Here is a 15,686-nt window from a genome sequence, read left to right as displayed (position 1 = left end):
GAAGACGTATGAACAAGATATATAAAATCATTTGGAGCAAAACAAAACAACGGTACGTCGTCGTATCGGAACTGGCCCATAGCTGTGCTAAACGCACGGGGCGGACGCTTGGTAAAAGCGCCGCGGCCTTGATGGCAGTGCTGGCTTTGACGGCTGGCGTGGGAGTTGTGCCGGTGTGGGCAGCAGAAAATGATACATGGACGGGGAGTACTGATAACAATGGAAATTATTCGGCGTATTTAGATGAAGAAAACAATGTTAGCAATCCTTCTACCAATGTAAATAATTTTATTATCGGTGATGGAAATAAGTTAACAGGATTAAGTAATCATCCGACATCTAATAACTCAATATTTGGTAAGCATAATATAATTGACCAAAGTAGTGATAATGTTATTAAAGGAAAAGAGAATAATCTTAAATATCTTGATCAAAGTAAAGTATTTGGCAACGATAATTCATTTATTGGGAATATGAGTAATGATGATGATAGTGTCTTAGTTATAGGGGATAATAACTCTAATAATTCTAATAATAATGCATATCTTACAAATAGTTTTATTATTGGTAGTGATAATGTATGGAAAGGAACAACTCAAAATTCAATAATTCTTGGTAACGATAACTCTTTAAATAGTGGTGATAATTATACTATTATTGGGAATAATATGATGGTTGGTGGAACGTCTAATACCACATCCTCAGTAATGATAGGGAATGAAACGAAAGGTGCACATTCTAATGTTATTATTGGCTATCAGGCAGCCGCGTATAATGATGAAAAAGATACATATGCCAATAATAGTGTTGTCATCGGTACGATGGCTAAAGCTACTGCTAGTAGTACTCTGGTTATTGGTAGATCTTCTGCAGTAAATGCTAGTTATGTTGCTGCATTAGGGAATAGGCTCTCTGTAGGAGATAGTATAGAAAGTGTAGCTGTTGGCGAGTGGGCGACAATTCATGATGAAGCCGATAATGCTATAGCTATCGGCGGTTCTGGTGGAGGATATGTGGAAGGCAGGACAGAAATAAAAGATGGTGCAAAAGCAGCGATTGCTATTGGGGGTTCTGCTACAATTGGAGAAAATGCGGTTCAAGCAATTGCTATTGGTGGGGTTACGTCACCGATGACAACTGCCCCAACAGATATAACGCAAATTAAGGATGGCGCAAGTTATTCTGCCGCATTTGGGTCAGGAGCTAATGTTGGCGTAAATTCAGAACAATCACTTGCCCTAGGATATTTAGCCACAATCGGTGATGAAGTCAATTTTTCTACAACACTTGGGAGTTATTCGTCTGTAAATGCGTTGGGTGGTACGGCTCTTGGGTACAATAGTTCCGTTAATTCTGAAAATAGCGTAGCGTTAGGGCGTGATAGTAAAGTTGATGCTGGAGACGTATTAACTCAAACAGAAGTTGATGAGTGGCTAGATAAACATATTAAAGCAAATTGGAATATTTCTGAGGGAGATATATATGGCGTAGTATCTGTTGGTGGTTCTTATAGCAATGATTCGGGGAGCCATTCATTTACTCGACGTATTACAGGAGTATCGAAAGGCCGCGTTAGTGCCGATTCAACAGATGCTATTAATGGTAGTCAGCTACGCGATTACGCTGTAAAAGCAGGTACATACTCTATTCAAAACAATGGGTCACTAACACTTACTTTAGAAGATAAGTATGGTATTGGAGAGGATTATCAGGTAACAATTCAAGGGTTAAATGCTGGCAGTGGACAAACTGGAAATGTTTCTATTGACGGCGATACAAATATTGACGTTACAGAAACGCCGGATTCGACGACCGATCCGGGAACAGGCGGCGATACAGAAAATCCGGGTACGGCTGGTGACAATGGTCAGAATTTTGAAGTCAGCATGAGCGATAATCCGGTATTCGGCGGTCATGAAACGGATGAGCAAGGTCATTCGGAAAACGGTAGCGTTACCGTTATTGGCAGCAACGGTGCGAATAAAATTGCTCTCAATGAAAATAATGAAGGAGGCATGACCGTTACCAGCGGCGGCCATACGGTCAACATCAATAAAGGCGGCGACGGTCTTGTTAACGGCTTGACGAATACGACATGGGATTGGTCTAAATATGAAGAAGGCGGCTACAAAGGCTCGGACAACGCCGCTACGGAATCGCAGCTCCACGGCGCGGTGTCTGGCATTAAGACGGAAATTACCAATATGGGCGACCAGATCACCAATATGGGAAGTCAAATTACCAACATCGGCAACAAAGTCGGCGAATTAGACAGCCGCATTGACGAAGTCGGCGCAGGAGCAGCTGCCTTGGCAGCCCTTCATCCGCTCGATTTCGACCCCGACGACAAGTGGGATTTTGCCGCAGGCTACGGCAATTACCGCGGTGAAAACGCTGTGGCTATCGGCGCATTCTACCGTCCGAATGAAGACACCATGTTCAGCGTCGGCGGTACTGTCGGCAATGACGACAACATGGTCAATGCCGGTGTGTCCTTCAAGATTGGACAAGGAAACGGCGTATCGACGTCCCGCGTCGCCATGGCTAAGGAAATCAAAGACCTGCGTAAGGAATTGGAAGCCATGAAGTCAGCGATGCTCGACGTCAACGCCGGCCGCAGACTGGATACGTCGAAGCTTCAGCTCTTCCCAGACGTGCCGCAGAACCACTGGGCGTATGAATACGTTGCGACCCTGGCTGGCAACGGCGTCATCGAAGGCTATCCTGACGGGAATTTCGACGGCGCTCGTCCCATGACGCGGTATGAATTTGCAGCTATGTTGTATAAAGCGATGCTCAACGGCGCGAAGTTATCCGATAAGATTTTGACGGAATTTGCGCCTGAATTAGAACGATTCACTGTCGACGTTGTTCACAAAGATAAAGACGGCAACCCGACGGTCGAACGCGTCCGCGTCGTAAAACGGGACGACGCAGCAAAATAAGCTTGCGTTTTTGACGCTGTATGTGCATACGGAACAGACACTGCCCTCGTTTGGCAGTGTCTGTTTGCGTTAAGCAGAAGATTACATCTGGGAGGTAGTATCGCTCTGCAAAATGTAGCGTCGAAGGCGTAACAACTGCATATACAAATAAATCCCTATAAAGCGATGGAGCTTTACAGGGATTGTTAGTATGCAAATGGATATATCGTTTTTTTATACTATATTGACAGCATGTCCACCTGTCAAGTATCATCTTAATACAGGCATGACGCATACAACGGCAGGCGGTTATGTCGCCCCTATCCATTTGAAATGAATGGGGGTGATGCCCATGAACGATACGAATCTTTTTTTAGCATTGCTTATCGTTTTAGTGCTTCTTATCCAAAAGAAATGACCGCCCTCTAGTCTCCAAACTTAGGCGGTCTATTTCTCGCTTTTTAGTATAGGGGCTATAACCGTTTGTCGGCGTCATGCCTCTTTTCATGTTTATTATATGCTGTCGGCCTCGTAGTCGTCAAGTAAAATCGAAGCGTTTGACGATGAGACGGCGGCGTGGCTTGCATTTTTATGTTTTTTTTGCTATTCTTTTGAAAAATGAAATATCGATTCGGCTGTTGCCGGACAGGGGGAATGACGTATGAATTATCCTGATTTGCGGGGATTGCTGGTGTGCCGGGAATTTTTGTCCGACCCGGTGTTGTTGATTATGGGGGAATATTTGCTGAGTTCGGACAACGTCAATAAGCGGAATGCCGCGGCTGCGGCGCTGCTGGCAGCGGCAGAACGGCTTGGCTTATCGGGGAATGTTTGGCGGCAGTATCTGCTGTACCTGCTGTGCCGCGGCAACAACATCGCCGCGACGGCTATCGAGGACTGCGGTTCCTACGGGGCGGGGCTGCTGCGGGCTTTGCAGAAGGACATGCATTTGCTGCGGCCTTACTTGCAGGCCAAGCCTTCTGATTTCCGCTTCGACGCCTTTTTGGACGACTACGAGCCTGCTGCTCCGAAGGAATACGAGTTTTTGCAGGCCTTGACGGAGGCCATGGACGGGGCCGACGCGGCGCAGATGGCCGAAGCCCTGCTCCATCACTACAAGGCCTACGGCCGGGGCGATATGGCCCGGTATATGGCCTTTTACCTGCTGCCGTCAGGAGAGCTGAAGGGCATCGAGACGTTCCGCCATCGCGAGTGGGACGACCTCATCGGCTATGCCGTGCAGAAGGAAAAGCTCCTGCGCAATACAGTCAATTTCATCGAAGGGCGGCAGGCCAACAACGTCCTCCTGACGGGAGCCCGCGGCACGGGGAAATCGACGGCCGTCAAGGCCTTGGTGTACAAATTTCACAAGGAGGGCCTGCGCCTCGTCCAGGTCGAACGGGGACAGATGAAGAAGCTGCCGCCTCTCATGGAGCATCTCAGCGCCATCAAGAGCAAGAAGTTCATCCTCTTTTTCGACGACCTGTCTTTCGACGAGGACGAAAAGGAATACAAATACCTGAAATCGGTCATCGACGGCGGCATTATCCCACAGCCGGATAACGTGGTCATCTACGCCACGTCCAACCGCCGCCATCTGCTCAAGGAAACGTGGCGCGACCGGCGCGACGATCTGGACGAGGTATACCGCGACGACAGCCAGAACGAATCCATTTCCCTGTCGGACCGCTTCGGCCTCATCATCCACTACGCCGCGCCGACGCAGGACGAGTATCTGCAGATCATCGACCACGAGCTGCGCAAGGCCGGCGTTGTCCTGGAGGCTCACGAGCTGCGCATCCTGGGATTGCGCTGGGAAATGGAACATTCAGGCCGCAACGGCCGCATCGCCCGCCAGTTTGTCCGCTGGTACCTTGGAAATCAAACATGAAATAAACGTTTTACTTAACAAATGCAATGTTTAACTTTGCTTTTTTGAGAAAAATGTAAGTAAAATGTATTGACAAATGGGACGGCATTTTGTAGAATAAGTTCAAGTTCTTCAGAAGGATGTCCTTCTGAGGGCGACATAGATGAAATCTGATGATGGGAAAGAGTAATTGCCTCAGTCAATTCACAGAGAGCCGGCGGGCGGTGCGAGCCGGTAATTGCAGGGCCGTGAAAATCATCCCGGAAGAGGAGCGCTGAAGTACGTATTAAGCGCTGACGATTTTTCCACGTTATAGGAAACGCGTATGTTGGTACGTTGTAGAGAGCCTGGGTCCAGTAATGGATTTGGGAATCAGGGTGGTATCGCGGAATTCAATCCGTCCCTCAGTGAGGGACGGATTTTTTTATTTCCCTATTGCAGTATTCTCTAAAGGCCAACGAAATCATTACTTGTTACATACAAAAGGAGAGATGTTCAAATGGCAAAGGTATTTTATGATCAGGACGTAAATTGGGATGTCATGCACGGCAAAAAGGTAGCCATCGTCGGCTACGGCAGCCAGGGCCACGCGCACGCGCTGAACCTGAAGGAAAGCGGCGTCGACGTCGTCGTCGGCTTGTACGCAGGCAGCAAATCTGCTGAAAAAGCAAAAGCCGCAGGCCTGGAAGTCAAAACAGTAGCTGAAGCGGTCAAGGAAGCGGACATCACGATGATCCTCATTCCCGACGAAAAGCAGGCCGACGTATACAACGCCGAAATCGGGCCGAACTTGAAATCCGGCAGCGCCCTGGCCTTTGCCCACGGCTTCAACATCCACTTTAAGCAGATCGTGCCGCCGGCCGACGTCGACGTATTCATGGTAGCGCCGAAGGGGCCGGGCCATCTCGTACGCCGTACCTTCGTAGAAGGCGGCGGCGTTCCCGACGTATTCGCCGTCGAACAGGACGCGACGGGCCAGTGCTTTGACATCGCCCTCGCTTATGCCCGCGGCATCGGCGGCACCCGGGCCGGCGTCATCCAGACGACCTTCCAGGAAGAAACGGAAACGGACTTGTTCGGCGAACAGGCCGTCCTCTGCGGCGGTATCTGCCAGCTCATCACCAACGGCTTCGAAACGCTCGTCGCCGCAGGCTATCAGCCGGAAATCGCCTACTTTGAAACGTTCCACGAAATGAAGCTCATCGTCGACCTCATGTACGAAGGTGGCATGGCCAAGATGCGCAAGTCCATCAGCGACACGGCAGAATACGGCGACTACACAGCCGGCCCGAAGGTCATCCCGGCCGAATCAAAGGCGGCTATGCAGAAGATCCTGAGCGACATCCAGGACGGCACCTTCGCCAAGGACTGGCTCCTGGAAAACAAGGCCGGCGGCCGGGCTCACTTCATGGCGATGCGCCGCCAGCACGCGGAACACCCGATCGAACAGGTCGGCGCGAAGCTGCGCGACATGATGCCGTGGCTTCATGAAAACGACACCAACGACTAATCATTCCAATCCATAGAAAAGAGGGTATGTGCCTATGAAAATGACCGGAGCACAAGCGATCATCGAAAGCTTGAAACGTGAACAAGTACAAGTCGTCTTCGGCTATCCCGGCGGATCTGTTCTGACCTTGTACGATGAATTATACAAAGCCAAATTTCCCCATATTTTAACAGGCCACGAACAGGGCGCCGTCCACGCCGCCGACGGCTACGCCAGGGCGACGGGCAAGGCGGGCGTATGCTTCGCCACGTCGGGCCCCGGCGTGTGCAACATGGTCACGGGTATTGCGACGGCCAACATGGACTCTATCCCTCTCGTCGTCATCAGCGGACAGGTCGCGACGACTCTTATCGGTCGCGACTCCTTCCAGGAAGCCGACATTTCGGGGATTACGACGCCGATTACGAAGCACAACTACCTGGTAAAGAACGTCAAGGATCTGCCCCGGGTGCTGCGGGAAGCCTTTTACATCGCCACGACGGGCCGGCCCGGCCCGGTCCTCGTCGACGTAGCCAAGGACGTATTCGACGCCGAGTTCGACTATGAATATCCCGAAACGGTAGAGCTGCGGGGCTACAGCGGCGTATACACGGGGCAGGCCTACGACATCGACCGTACCGTAGCGGCGCTGGAACAGGCGAAACGTCCCGTCCTTCTGACGGGCGGCGGCATCATCCTCGCCGATATGGCCGCTCCCCTGTGGGACGTCGTCCAGAAGACGCAGGTGCCGGTTATTACGTCCCTCATGGGCAAGGGGGCCGTACCCGATTCGTACGACGCCCATCTGGGCATGGTAGGCATGCACGGCTCGTATGCCGCCAACATGGCTGTGACGAAATGCGACCTGCTCATCGCCGTAGGCACGCGGTTTGACGACCGCATTACAGGTGACGTGGAAAACTTTGCGCCCAACGCCCAGATCGTCCATTTCGACATCGACAAGGTAGAAATCAACAAGATCGTTCATGCCGACATCAGCGTCAACGGCGACCTTCGCTGGTCCCTGCCGCTGTTCGCCGAAAAGGTACGGCAAAGCGATGTCGATTTCGCCGCCCAGTTTGCCGACTGGCGGAAAGAGGTCCTGGCTATGAACGAGGCCCATCCCTTTGCGACGCGGGATCTTCCCGATGCCGTATCGCCGCAGAAGCTGTTCGAAGCCGTCAACAGCCGTTTGGGCGCAGACGACTTCGTCGTCACCGACGTAGGCCAGCATCAGATGTGGGCCGCCCAGTTCTGCGACATTTCCAAGCCTCGTCACTTCATTACCTCCGGCGGCTTGGGGACTATGGGCTACGGCTTGCCGGCGGCCATGGGGGCCAAGCTGGGATGCTCTGGCTCGACGGTTCTGTTGTTTACCGGCGACGGCAGCATCATGATGAACTGCCAGGAATTTGCGACGCTCCATAAGTACGGCGTCGACGTCAAGGTCATCGTCCTGCACAACAGCGTCCTCGGCATGGTAAACCAGTGGCAGCGCCTGTTTTATGGCCAGCATTATTCCCAGTCGGTCATCGCTGACAACCCGGATATTACGGCCGTATCGGGAGCCATGGGCGTGCCGGGGCGGACTGTCCGCAAGCCTGAAGAACTGGCCCAGGGCCTGGACTGGCTCTTTGCCGCCGAAGGGGCGGCGCTGCTGGACGTCTACATTCCGGCCGATGAAAACGTATATCCCATGGTACCAGGCGGCAAGCGCCTGGACGAAATGGTCTTAAGAGGAGAAGCACAATGATGAGACAGCACTTGGCTATTTTAGCCGACAATAAACCGGGCGTACTCACCCACGTGGCCGGCCTCATCAGCCGCCGGGCCATCAATATCGAATGCATCAACGCCGGCTATACGGAAGAGCCGGACGTGACGCGCATCAACATCGTCGTATCCGTCGAAAACCGCTGGGAGCTCGATCAGGCCGTCAACCAGCTGGCCAAGCTCATCGACGTCATCAAGGTCGTCAATCTGGACGACGCGCCTCTCGTCAGCTACGAGCTGGCTATGGTCAAGGTAAAATGCGATACGCCGGCTGTGCGGGACGAGCTGACCAATATTGCCAACTTGTTCCACGCCAAGGTCGTCGACGTACAGCGCGACTCCCTGATTTTCCGCCTGACAGGACGGGAAGACCATATCGAGGCGCTGCTGCGGATGCTCGACGACTACGAGGTCATTGAAATCGCCAGGACGGGGCAGATTTCCTTGTCCCGCGGCGTCATCCCCGTCAAGCAGATGCGCATGAGATAATATACCCTATATACGAAAGGATAGTTGATATGAGAAGCGACGTAGTAAAAAAAGGAAGCACCCGTACGGCCCACCGCACCTTGTTTCACGCCATGGGCTACAGCGACGAAGACTTGCAGAAGCCGTTGATCGGCGTGGTCAACGCCTTTAACGAAATCATCCCCGGCCACATGCACCTGCGGGACATCGCCGAAGCCGTCAAGCTGGGCATCGCCGCCGCCGGCGGTACGCCTATCGAATTTCCGGCCATCGGCATCTGCGACGGCATCGCCATGGGCCACGACGGCATGAAATACCCGCTGGCCAGCCGCGAGCTCATCTGCGACTCCATCGAAGCCGTCGCCAACGGCCACGCCTTCGACGGACTGGTCATGATCCCCAACTGCGATAAAATCGTGCCGGGCATGCTCATGGCTGCCGGACGCATCAATATTCCGACAGTCGTCGTCAGCGGCGGCCCCATGCTGGCCGGACGCCATAAGGGAAAGGATATCAGCGTCAGCACCATGTTCGAAGCGGCCGGCAAGGTCGAATCGGGCCAGATGACGCCGGAAGAAATGCACCAGATGGAACACGAAGCCTGCCCGGGCTGCGGCTCCTGCGCCGGCATCTTCACGGCCAACACGATGAACTGCATGACCGAAGTCCTGGGCATGGGCCTTCCCGGCAACGGCACCATTCCGGCGGCTTATTTCGGAGCCCGCCGCATGCTGGCGAAAAAGGCCGGCGCCGTCGTCATGGAGCTGGTGAAGAAAAATATCTGCCCGCGGGATATCATGACGATGGAATCCTTTGAAAACGCCATCGCCGTAGACATGGCTATCGGCGGCTCGACCAATACGGTGCTCCACCTGCCGGCTATCGCTCACGAAGCAGGCATTGACCTGCCGCTGCAGAAGTTCGACGAAATCAGCCGCAAGGCGGCGTACATCTGCAAGATGAGCCCCGGAGGCACGTACCACATGCAGGATTTAAACGAAGCCGGCGGCATCAGCGCCGTCATGAAGGAATTGACGAAGCTGGGCATCATCCATACGGAGGCCAAGACCGTGACGGGAACCATAGGCGAGCGCATTGACCAAGCGGATATCGAACGGCCTGACGTCATCCACAGCGTAGACAACGCCTACATGAACCGCGGCGGCATCGCTATCCTCTCTGGCAACCTGGCTCCTGACGGAGCGGTCATCAAGGAAAGCGCCGTCGAACCGGACTTGCTGGTTTACCAAGGCACGGCCAAGTGTTACGACTCGGAAGAAGAAGCCATCAAGGCGATTATCGGCGGCGACATTAAAGAAGGGAACGTCGTGGTCATCCGCTACGAAGGGCCGAAGGGCGGCCCGGGGATGCGGGAAATGCTTAACCCGACGGCAGTCATTACAGGCATGGGTCTGAAAGTGGCCTTGATTACGGACGGCCGGTTCAGCGGAGCCAGCCGGGGCGCGTGCATCGGGCACATTTCTCCGGAAGCGATGGAAGGGGGACCTATTGCGCTCATCGAAGACGGCGATATGATTTCCATCGACATCCCGAACCGCAAGCTGGAGCTGCTGGTCAGCGACGAAGAGCTGGCGGCCCGCAAGGCGGCCTGGAAACAGCCGGAACCGAAGGTCAAGACGGGCTACCTGTCCCGTTACGCCCGACTGGTTACGTCGGCTAATACGGGAGCCGTATTGAAATAATTCCTTTCTTTGCAGAATATACGACAAGCCCCGGCGCTCGGAAGCCGGGGCTTTGTTGTAGGCAATATACGCAGATGATCTGTACGTTAGGACCGAAGGGGGAGCGAGTCCTGCAGGGCCTGGCGCAGGTCCCCGATAAACTGCAGGCATTCTTCCGACAGCAGGGCGTCTTTCCGCTGCAGATAGCCGACGCAGAGATTCCACGGCACGTCCAGGGGGACAGGGACGATATCCGGCGGAATAAAGCCCTCGCTCAGGCAGCCCGTGCCGAGGCAGTAGCTATCCGTATGGACGATGAGGTAGTTCATCGTCGCCCGGTCTTCGACGAAGATTTGGCGGGACGCACGGCGGAGGGTGAAATAGCTTTCCGTAATATCGAGAAGCGTATCGTCCTTGCGGAAGGTGATATAGGGGTAGGGCGCGAGCTGTTCCGGGCGCAGTGTGGAAAAGGCCGACAGGGGATGGCGTCTGCTGAGGATGACGTGCTCCGGCAGCGTCGCCAGCTGCGTGAAGACCAGCCCATAGGCGGCCAGCTTGCGCTCCAGTACGGCCTGGTTGAGGGATGAGGCGCACAAGATGCCGACGGATGCCGCACCGGAGCCGACTTGCTCGACGACGTCCGTTCCCTTTCCTTCGCGCAGGGCGATTTCATAGGAACGATCGGCCATCTCGCCGATCAAAGCGGCCAGGGCCGGCGTGACGAAGTGGTAATGCTGCGAGGCGATGGTCAATTTCAGCGGCGTCGGCTCGTGTTTGCCGGTAAAACGACTGCGCACGGCGTCGGCCTGCTCGACGAGGAGCCGGGCGTACGATGCCAGCTCTTTGCCTTCCGGCGTAAAGTCGACGCCGCGGTTCGTCCGCTTTAAAATCGTGATGCCCAACTCTTTTTCCAGCTCGCGCACGGCCTTCGTAATGCTCGGCTGGGTGACGAAGAGGCGTTTCGCCGCTTCCGTGAGGGAACGGCACCTCTCGATTTCCATGATATAACGACATTGCTGCAAGGTCATACATTTCATCCTTTCGGGTTGCTGATATAACTTCATTCTATGGCCGGGCATGAATAATGTCAAATTTCTTTTTGACCTATCGTATGGTATGCTTGTAGTACAGAGAGGCAAAGGAGGCCATAGCAATATGAAGTATATCGTTCGTCCCTATCGGCGCGGCGAAGAACAGTACGTCGCCGACGCCCATTGCCGGCTGAATACGGCTGGGGGCCGGCTTTTACGGAGTATGCCGCGAAGATCGCCGTGGAGTTTGCCGGCGCGCAGCAGGAGGGGGAAGCCCTTTGGGTAGCCGAGTGCGGCGGCAGGCTGATTGGCAGCGTCATGCTTTGCCAGAGCGGCGAGGCCGGCGAAGGGCAGGTTCGGCTGTTTTTAGTGGAGCCGGACTACCGGCGCTGCGGCGTCGGATCGGCTTTGATGAAGACAGTGTTAGACAAGGCAAAGGAACTGGGCTGTACCCGCCTCATGCTTTGGTCGGCGGAGCCCCTGACCGATGCGATACGCTTGTATGAATGCCTGGGATTTCATATTACAGAACGAGTGAAAAATACGGAATGGCGTCCTGACGGTGACCCTGTATACGAAATAAAAATGGTCAAGGAGTGCCTGTAAGACGCCGCGAGAAGGGGAGTGCCCTATGGAACTGCTAGCATTTTTATCGTATACCTTCGTCATGGCCTTTACGCCGGGGCCAAATAACCTCATGGCCATGTCCGAAAGCCGGCGTCTCGGCTTTCGCGGCGCGGCGCCCCTGCTGTGGGGGTTGTTCGTCAGCTTTTTTATTTTGAATGGCCTCATTTACGGCTTCATCCATTCGCTGCAGGCGGCCCTGCCGTGGATAGAAATTCCCTTAAAGGCCGTTGGCTCGGCGTATATCTTATTTTTGACCTATAAGATGTTCGCGCCGTCGGCAGGCGGCGGCAGCGGCAAGGCCGTCGACAAGGGGAAACGGTTTCTGGCCGGCATGCTGCTGAACTTTACGAATGTCAAGGTCATGATCTTCCTGCTCATCGGCTACACGTCGTTTCTCCTGCCCGTATATACGAGCGAAGGCATCATCGTCGGCCTGGGAATCGTCATGTGCCTGGCCTGCGCGGCGTCCAATGTCGTCTGGGCTTTAGCCGGCGCGGCGCTGGACCGTTTCTTTAAAAACTATGAACGCCTTTTAAACTGGATATTGGCGGCTCTCCTCGTCTTTTCCGTCATAGAAATATGGCTGTAGACATGGATGCTGCAGCAGAGGAATACCCCGACAGATTGCGTGAAGACAAGCTGTCGGGGTATTTCTATGCCCTTTGGCTGTTTGGTCATGGCGATGACCTCAGTGGGAGCGGAGTGAATTTGGGACAATAAAAAATGCTCGTATCGTATTTTAAGCGATAAAACATAGGCATTAGACATAATAAGAAACAGGGTGTAAACTAAAGTCATCCTAAAGGAAATAAAAAATTAAAAGACTTATTTTTAGGATTGCTAGTGTAGTTTCTTAACTATTTATTTAAAGGAGAGAGATTCGATGATGAAAAAAGTAACGGCTGCTATCGTATTATGCCTGATGAGCGCGTCTGCCTTTGCCGCCGCGCCGGCCTTTGATTCACCTGAACAGGAAGCTGCCCATTACCAACAGGAACGGGCAAGACAGGCCTTTGAAGAACGATATACTAACCAGACCGCTTCGGAATGCGCGTCGTATTACGCCGTACCGGCTTTTGACTCGCCGGAGCAGGAAGCTGCCCATTACCAGCAGGAACAGGCAAGACAGGCCTTTGAAGAACGATATACCAACCAGACTGCTTCGGAAAACGCGTCGTATCATGCCGTACGGGCCTTCGATTCGCCGGAGCAGGAAGCGGCCTATTATGACCGGGTTGCCGAACGGGAAGCCTTTGAAGCGTTGTTTCATCAGCCCAGCTACAATTAATTGGCGCCAGACAGATGGAACCTTGCCGATCTGTAAAAATGCTTGCGCCGTATTTCTTTTTATTTGAAACAAGCATTAGCCCCGTTGTCATGAAAGGGATACAATATCGGTAGAGGCAAGGCGCCGGACGGCGACTGCTTGCCATATACATAACGTTTTGTATTAACATGTAATAAAATGAGGAGGAGCTTGCTATGCGTGAGGGATTCACATATACGCGGCGGGAGTTTTTGAAAAAAGCCGGATTAGCCGGCGGCGCCATGGTCATGGCCAATGTAGCCGGCGGCATCCCGTCGGCTGCGGCGGCGATGGAAGAAGAGAAGGGCGCTGCGGACGAATTATTGAAGGGAGTCTGCGACATCCACATCCATGCCGCGCCGGACGTGCGGGAGCGGTGCATCAATGAGTTTGATTTCGCCTGCAAGGCCAAGAAGCTGGGCTATCGGGCCGTCATGTACAAGTCGAACGAATGGAGCTGCCACGACCGGGCCTATCTCATCCGCCAGTCCCTGCCGGATTTTGAAGTGTTCGGCAGCTTCTGCATGAATTACGCCATCGGCGACAAAATCAACGTCCACGCGGCGAAGATGGCCGTGGAAACGACAGGGCACTGCTGCAAATGCATCTGGATGCCGACGATGGCCGCCGTATATCCTAACGCCGTCGAAGGCCGCGCGGGACAGGGGATTCCCGTCGTCCAGGACGGCAAGGTCCTGCCGGAGGTCGTGCAGGTCATGGAAATCTGCGCCGACCACGACATCATCTTTGCGACGGGCCATTCGTCGCCTCAGGAGAGCCTGCTCATGGCGGCCAAGGCCAAGGAAGTGGGCGTACATAAATTCGTCGTCACCCATGTCAATTCCCTGATTTGGCGCATGACGGCCGATGACATCAAGCGCTGCGTCGATCTGGGCGCATATATCGAGCTGTGCTACCTGCCCCGCGTGTGGGGAGCCGGCACGGCGATGAGCCAATATGAACGGGAATCAGCCCGGGATTTTATGAATTACGTTTCCGTCGCGCCGGAACGGAGCTTTATTTCTACCGATATGGGCCAGGCGAACATGCCCGACCCGTCGGAAGGGATGCGGGCCTGCATCGGCGAGCTGCTGGACGGCGGCGTGTCCCAGCGTGTCGTCGATACGCTGGTGCGGCGGAATCCGGCCTACTTACTCGGACTGGAGGGATAAGGAAATGGCGATGAACCGACGAGATTTTCTCAAAAGCGCGGCCCTGACCGTCGCCGCCGGCATGGTCATGGGGCCGACGGCCCTGGCAAAAGAAAAGACGGAAAGCGTTGCAGAAGACGGCAAAGACATATTAAATTACAATCCTAAGATGAAGTACCGGCCTATGGGTCAGACCGGCGTCAAGGTATCAGCCCTGGGCTTCGGCATGCTGCGCCTGCCCATGCTGGCCGACGGCAAGACCATCGACATGAACCAGACCGTCGATATGGTCCATCGGGCCATCGACGGCGGCGTCAACTACATCGACACGGGACGGGTGTATCTGGGCGGACAGAGCGAGCTGGCCGTAGGCAAGGCCCTGTCCAACGGCTGGCGCGACCGGGTATACGTCACGTCGAAGTCGCCGTGGTGGATCATGGAGACGCCTGACGATTTCGAAAGGATGTTTGACGAATCGCGGCGGGCTATCGGCACGGACGTCATCGACTTTTACCATATCCACATGATCATGCACCGCGGCTGGAAGGAAAAGGTCATTCCCTTCGGCCTTATTGAAAAGATAGAAAAGCTGAAAGCTCAGGGAAAAATCCGCTTCATGGGATTTTCCTTCCACGACCGGCTGGAGCTGTTTAAGGAAGTCGTCGAGGCGGCGGACTGGGATTTCTGCCTTATTCAGCACAATTATCTGGACTATGAATACGAGGCCGGCGTATTGGGGCCGAAATACGCGGCGGCAAACGGCATGGGACTGGCCGTCATGAAGCCGGCGCGGACGGGCTTTTTGGCGAATCTTCCCGAGTCCATGCGAATGGCCCTGGCTTCGACGGGTATCCATAAGCCTGGCAACGAGTGGGCCTTGGACTATCTGTGGGATATTCCCGAAGTCAGCGTCGCCGTCAGCGGAATGGGCTCTATGAAGGACGTAGAAGCGAACCTGCAGTATGCCGCGAAGGCCAAGCCCAACATGCTGACGCCGGACGAACGGGAAGCCCTGGGGCGGGCGATCCGGGCCTACCGCGAAACGCCGGGTCATATCGACTGCACGGGCTGTTATCAATGCATTCCCTGTCCGGAAAACGTAGCCATCGGCTATATCTTTGCCTACGTGTACAACAACTATTTGCTCCACAAGGATTTAAAGCGGGCCATGTTCGACTACACGACGTCCATGTCGCCGATCCAGCGCGGCGACCCGGCTTCGTCGTGTACGAACTGCGGCCAATGCCTGGCCAAGTGCCCGCAGGGGCTGAATATTCCCGAATTGCTGAAACGGGTGGAAAGGGCTTTCGGGAAATAAGATGGCAATAAAAAATCGGAGTCAGACGAGAGTGTCTGCTCCGATTT

At 54.1% G+C, this 15,686-nt stretch carries 13 protein-coding genes and 1 other annotated feature; of the genes, 12 read left to right on the top strand and 1 reads right to left on the bottom strand.

Features of this window, described 5'->3' with window-relative positions; all coding sequences use genetic code 11:
• Nucleotides 1-8: 8 nt before the first annotated feature.
• From DKB62_RS05460 to ilvD, 6 genes are all read left to right on the top strand, one after another.
• The gene (locus tag DKB62_RS05460; RefSeq protein ID WP_107196211.1) at nucleotides 9-2,945 is read left to right on the top strand and encodes an ESPR-type extended signal peptide-containing protein; all 2,937 of its coding nucleotides are present in this window, start codon (nucleotides 9-11) and stop codon (nucleotides 2,943-2,945) included.
• A 640-nt stretch (nucleotides 2,946-3,585) separates the two neighbouring features.
• Complete coding sequence (locus DKB62_RS05455; RefSeq protein WP_107196212.1) at nucleotides 3,586-4,815, top strand: ATP-binding protein; 1,230 nt, start codon at nucleotides 3,586-3,588, stop codon at nucleotides 4,813-4,815.
• A 143-nt stretch (nucleotides 4,816-4,958) separates the two neighbouring features.
• Nucleotides 4,959-5,202: a binding site (T-box leader), on the top strand.
• A gap of 91 nt (nucleotides 5,203-5,293) precedes the next feature.
• Nucleotides 5,294-6,304 carry a ketol-acid reductoisomerase gene (ilvC, locus tag DKB62_RS05450; protein ID WP_087477615.1) on the top strand — a complete coding sequence of 337 codons (1,011 nt, stop codon included), beginning with the start codon at nucleotides 5,294-5,296 and terminating at the stop codon, nucleotides 6,302-6,304.
• Between the two features lie 34 nt (nucleotides 6,305-6,338).
• Nucleotides 6,339-8,036 (top strand): biosynthetic-type acetolactate synthase large subunit, encoded by a 1,698-nt coding sequence (gene ilvB, locus DKB62_RS05445; protein ID WP_107196213.1) that lies wholly within the window; start codon nucleotides 6,339-6,341, stop codon nucleotides 8,034-8,036.
• A complete protein-coding gene (gene ilvN, locus DKB62_RS05440) occupies nucleotides 8,033-8,545 on the top strand; it encodes an acetolactate synthase small subunit (RefSeq protein WP_198643509.1) in 513 nt (170 codons plus the stop codon). Before ilvB ends, ilvN begins: the two co-directional genes overlap by 4 nt.
• 29 nt (nucleotides 8,546-8,574) lie before the next feature.
• Nucleotides 8,575-10,227, top strand: coding sequence for a dihydroxy-acid dehydratase (ilvD, locus tag DKB62_RS05435; protein ID WP_107196214.1), 1,653 nt, complete (start codon nucleotides 8,575-8,577; stop codon nucleotides 10,225-10,227).
• Nucleotides 10,228-10,313: 86 nt separating this feature from the next.
• Here the strand turns inward: ilvD and DKB62_RS05430 are convergent, their stop codons facing one another.
• Nucleotides 10,314-11,234 carry a LysR family transcriptional regulator gene (locus tag DKB62_RS05430; RefSeq protein WP_198643510.1) on the bottom strand — a complete coding sequence of 307 codons (921 nt, stop codon included), beginning with the start codon at nucleotides 11,232-11,234 and terminating at the stop codon, nucleotides 10,314-10,316.
• A gap of 186 nt (nucleotides 11,235-11,420) precedes the next feature.
• Between DKB62_RS05430 and DKB62_RS05425 the strand changes: the two genes are divergently transcribed.
• The 6 genes from DKB62_RS05425 to DKB62_RS05405 all read left to right on the top strand — a co-directional run bounded on the left by DKB62_RS05425 (nucleotide 11,421) and on the right by DKB62_RS05405 (nucleotide 15,639).
• Nucleotides 11,421-11,843 (top strand): GNAT family N-acetyltransferase, encoded by a 423-nt coding sequence (locus DKB62_RS05425; RefSeq protein WP_107196216.1) that lies wholly within the window; start codon nucleotides 11,421-11,423, stop codon nucleotides 11,841-11,843.
• Between the two features lie 25 nt (nucleotides 11,844-11,868).
• Nucleotides 11,869-12,453, top strand: coding sequence for a LysE family transporter (locus DKB62_RS05420; protein WP_107196217.1), 585 nt, complete (start codon nucleotides 11,869-11,871; stop codon nucleotides 12,451-12,453).
• Complete coding sequence (locus DKB62_RS12545; RefSeq protein ID WP_162860292.1) at nucleotides 12,444-12,584, top strand: hypothetical protein; 141 nt, start codon at nucleotides 12,444-12,446, stop codon at nucleotides 12,582-12,584. The genes DKB62_RS05420 and DKB62_RS12545 overlap by 10 nt, the downstream gene beginning before the upstream one ends.
• Before the next feature lie 163 nt (nucleotides 12,585-12,747).
• Nucleotides 12,748-13,152 carry a hypothetical protein gene (locus DKB62_RS05415; RefSeq protein ID WP_107196218.1) on the top strand — a complete coding sequence of 135 codons (405 nt, stop codon included), beginning with the start codon at nucleotides 12,748-12,750 and terminating at the stop codon, nucleotides 13,150-13,152.
• 194 nt (nucleotides 13,153-13,346) lie between these two features.
• On the top strand, nucleotides 13,347-14,342 hold the full coding sequence (locus DKB62_RS05410; protein WP_107196219.1) for a DUF6282 family protein: 996 nt from the start codon (nucleotides 13,347-13,349) through the stop codon (nucleotides 14,340-14,342).
• 10 nt (nucleotides 14,343-14,352) lie between these two features.
• Nucleotides 14,353-15,639 (top strand): aldo/keto reductase, encoded by a 1,287-nt coding sequence (locus DKB62_RS05405; RefSeq protein WP_107196252.1) that lies wholly within the window; start codon nucleotides 14,353-14,355, stop codon nucleotides 15,637-15,639.
• The last annotated feature ends 47 nt before the right edge of the window (nucleotides 15,640-15,686 follow it).

Origin of the sequence: Megasphaera stantonii (genome assembly GCF_003367905.1) — a bacterium.
GTDB classification, from domain to species: Bacteria; Bacillota; Negativicutes; order Veillonellales; family Megasphaeraceae; genus Megasphaera; species Megasphaera stantonii.
This window is presented reverse-complemented; position numbering and strand designations above follow the sequence as displayed.

Excerpts from the sequence above, each read along its gene's own strand:
- DKB62_RS05460 (WP_107196211.1), top strand. The coding sequence starts at position 9 with ATGAACAAGATATATAAAATCATTTGGAGCAAAACAAAACAACGGTAC.
- DKB62_RS05455 (WP_107196212.1), top strand. The coding sequence starts at position 3,586 with ATGAATTATCCTGATTTGCGGGGATTGCTGGTGTGCCGGGAATTTTTG.
- ilvC (WP_087477615.1), top strand. The coding sequence starts at position 5,294 with ATGGCAAAGGTATTTTATGATCAGGACGTAAATTGGGATGTCATGCAC.
- ilvB (WP_107196213.1), top strand. The coding sequence starts at position 6,339 with ATGAAAATGACCGGAGCACAAGCGATCATCGAAAGCTTGAAACGTGAA.
- ilvN (WP_198643509.1), top strand. The coding sequence starts at position 8,033 with ATGATGAGACAGCACTTGGCTATTTTAGCCGACAATAAACCGGGCGTA.
- ilvD (WP_107196214.1), top strand. The coding sequence starts at position 8,575 with ATGAGAAGCGACGTAGTAAAAAAAGGAAGCACCCGTACGGCCCACCGC.
- DKB62_RS05430 (WP_198643510.1), bottom strand. The coding sequence starts at position 11,234 with ATGACCTTGCAGCAATGTCGTTATATCATGGAAATCGAGAGGTGCCGT.
- DKB62_RS05420 (WP_107196217.1), top strand. The coding sequence starts at position 11,869 with ATGGAACTGCTAGCATTTTTATCGTATACCTTCGTCATGGCCTTTACG.
- DKB62_RS12545 (WP_162860292.1), top strand. The coding sequence starts at position 12,444 with ATGGCTGTAGACATGGATGCTGCAGCAGAGGAATACCCCGACAGATTG.
- DKB62_RS05415 (WP_107196218.1), top strand. The coding sequence starts at position 12,748 with ATGATGAAAAAAGTAACGGCTGCTATCGTATTATGCCTGATGAGCGCG.
- DKB62_RS05410 (WP_107196219.1), top strand. The coding sequence starts at position 13,347 with ATGCGTGAGGGATTCACATATACGCGGCGGGAGTTTTTGAAAAAAGCC.
- DKB62_RS05405 (WP_107196252.1), top strand. The coding sequence starts at position 14,353 with ATGAACCGACGAGATTTTCTCAAAAGCGCGGCCCTGACCGTCGCCGCC.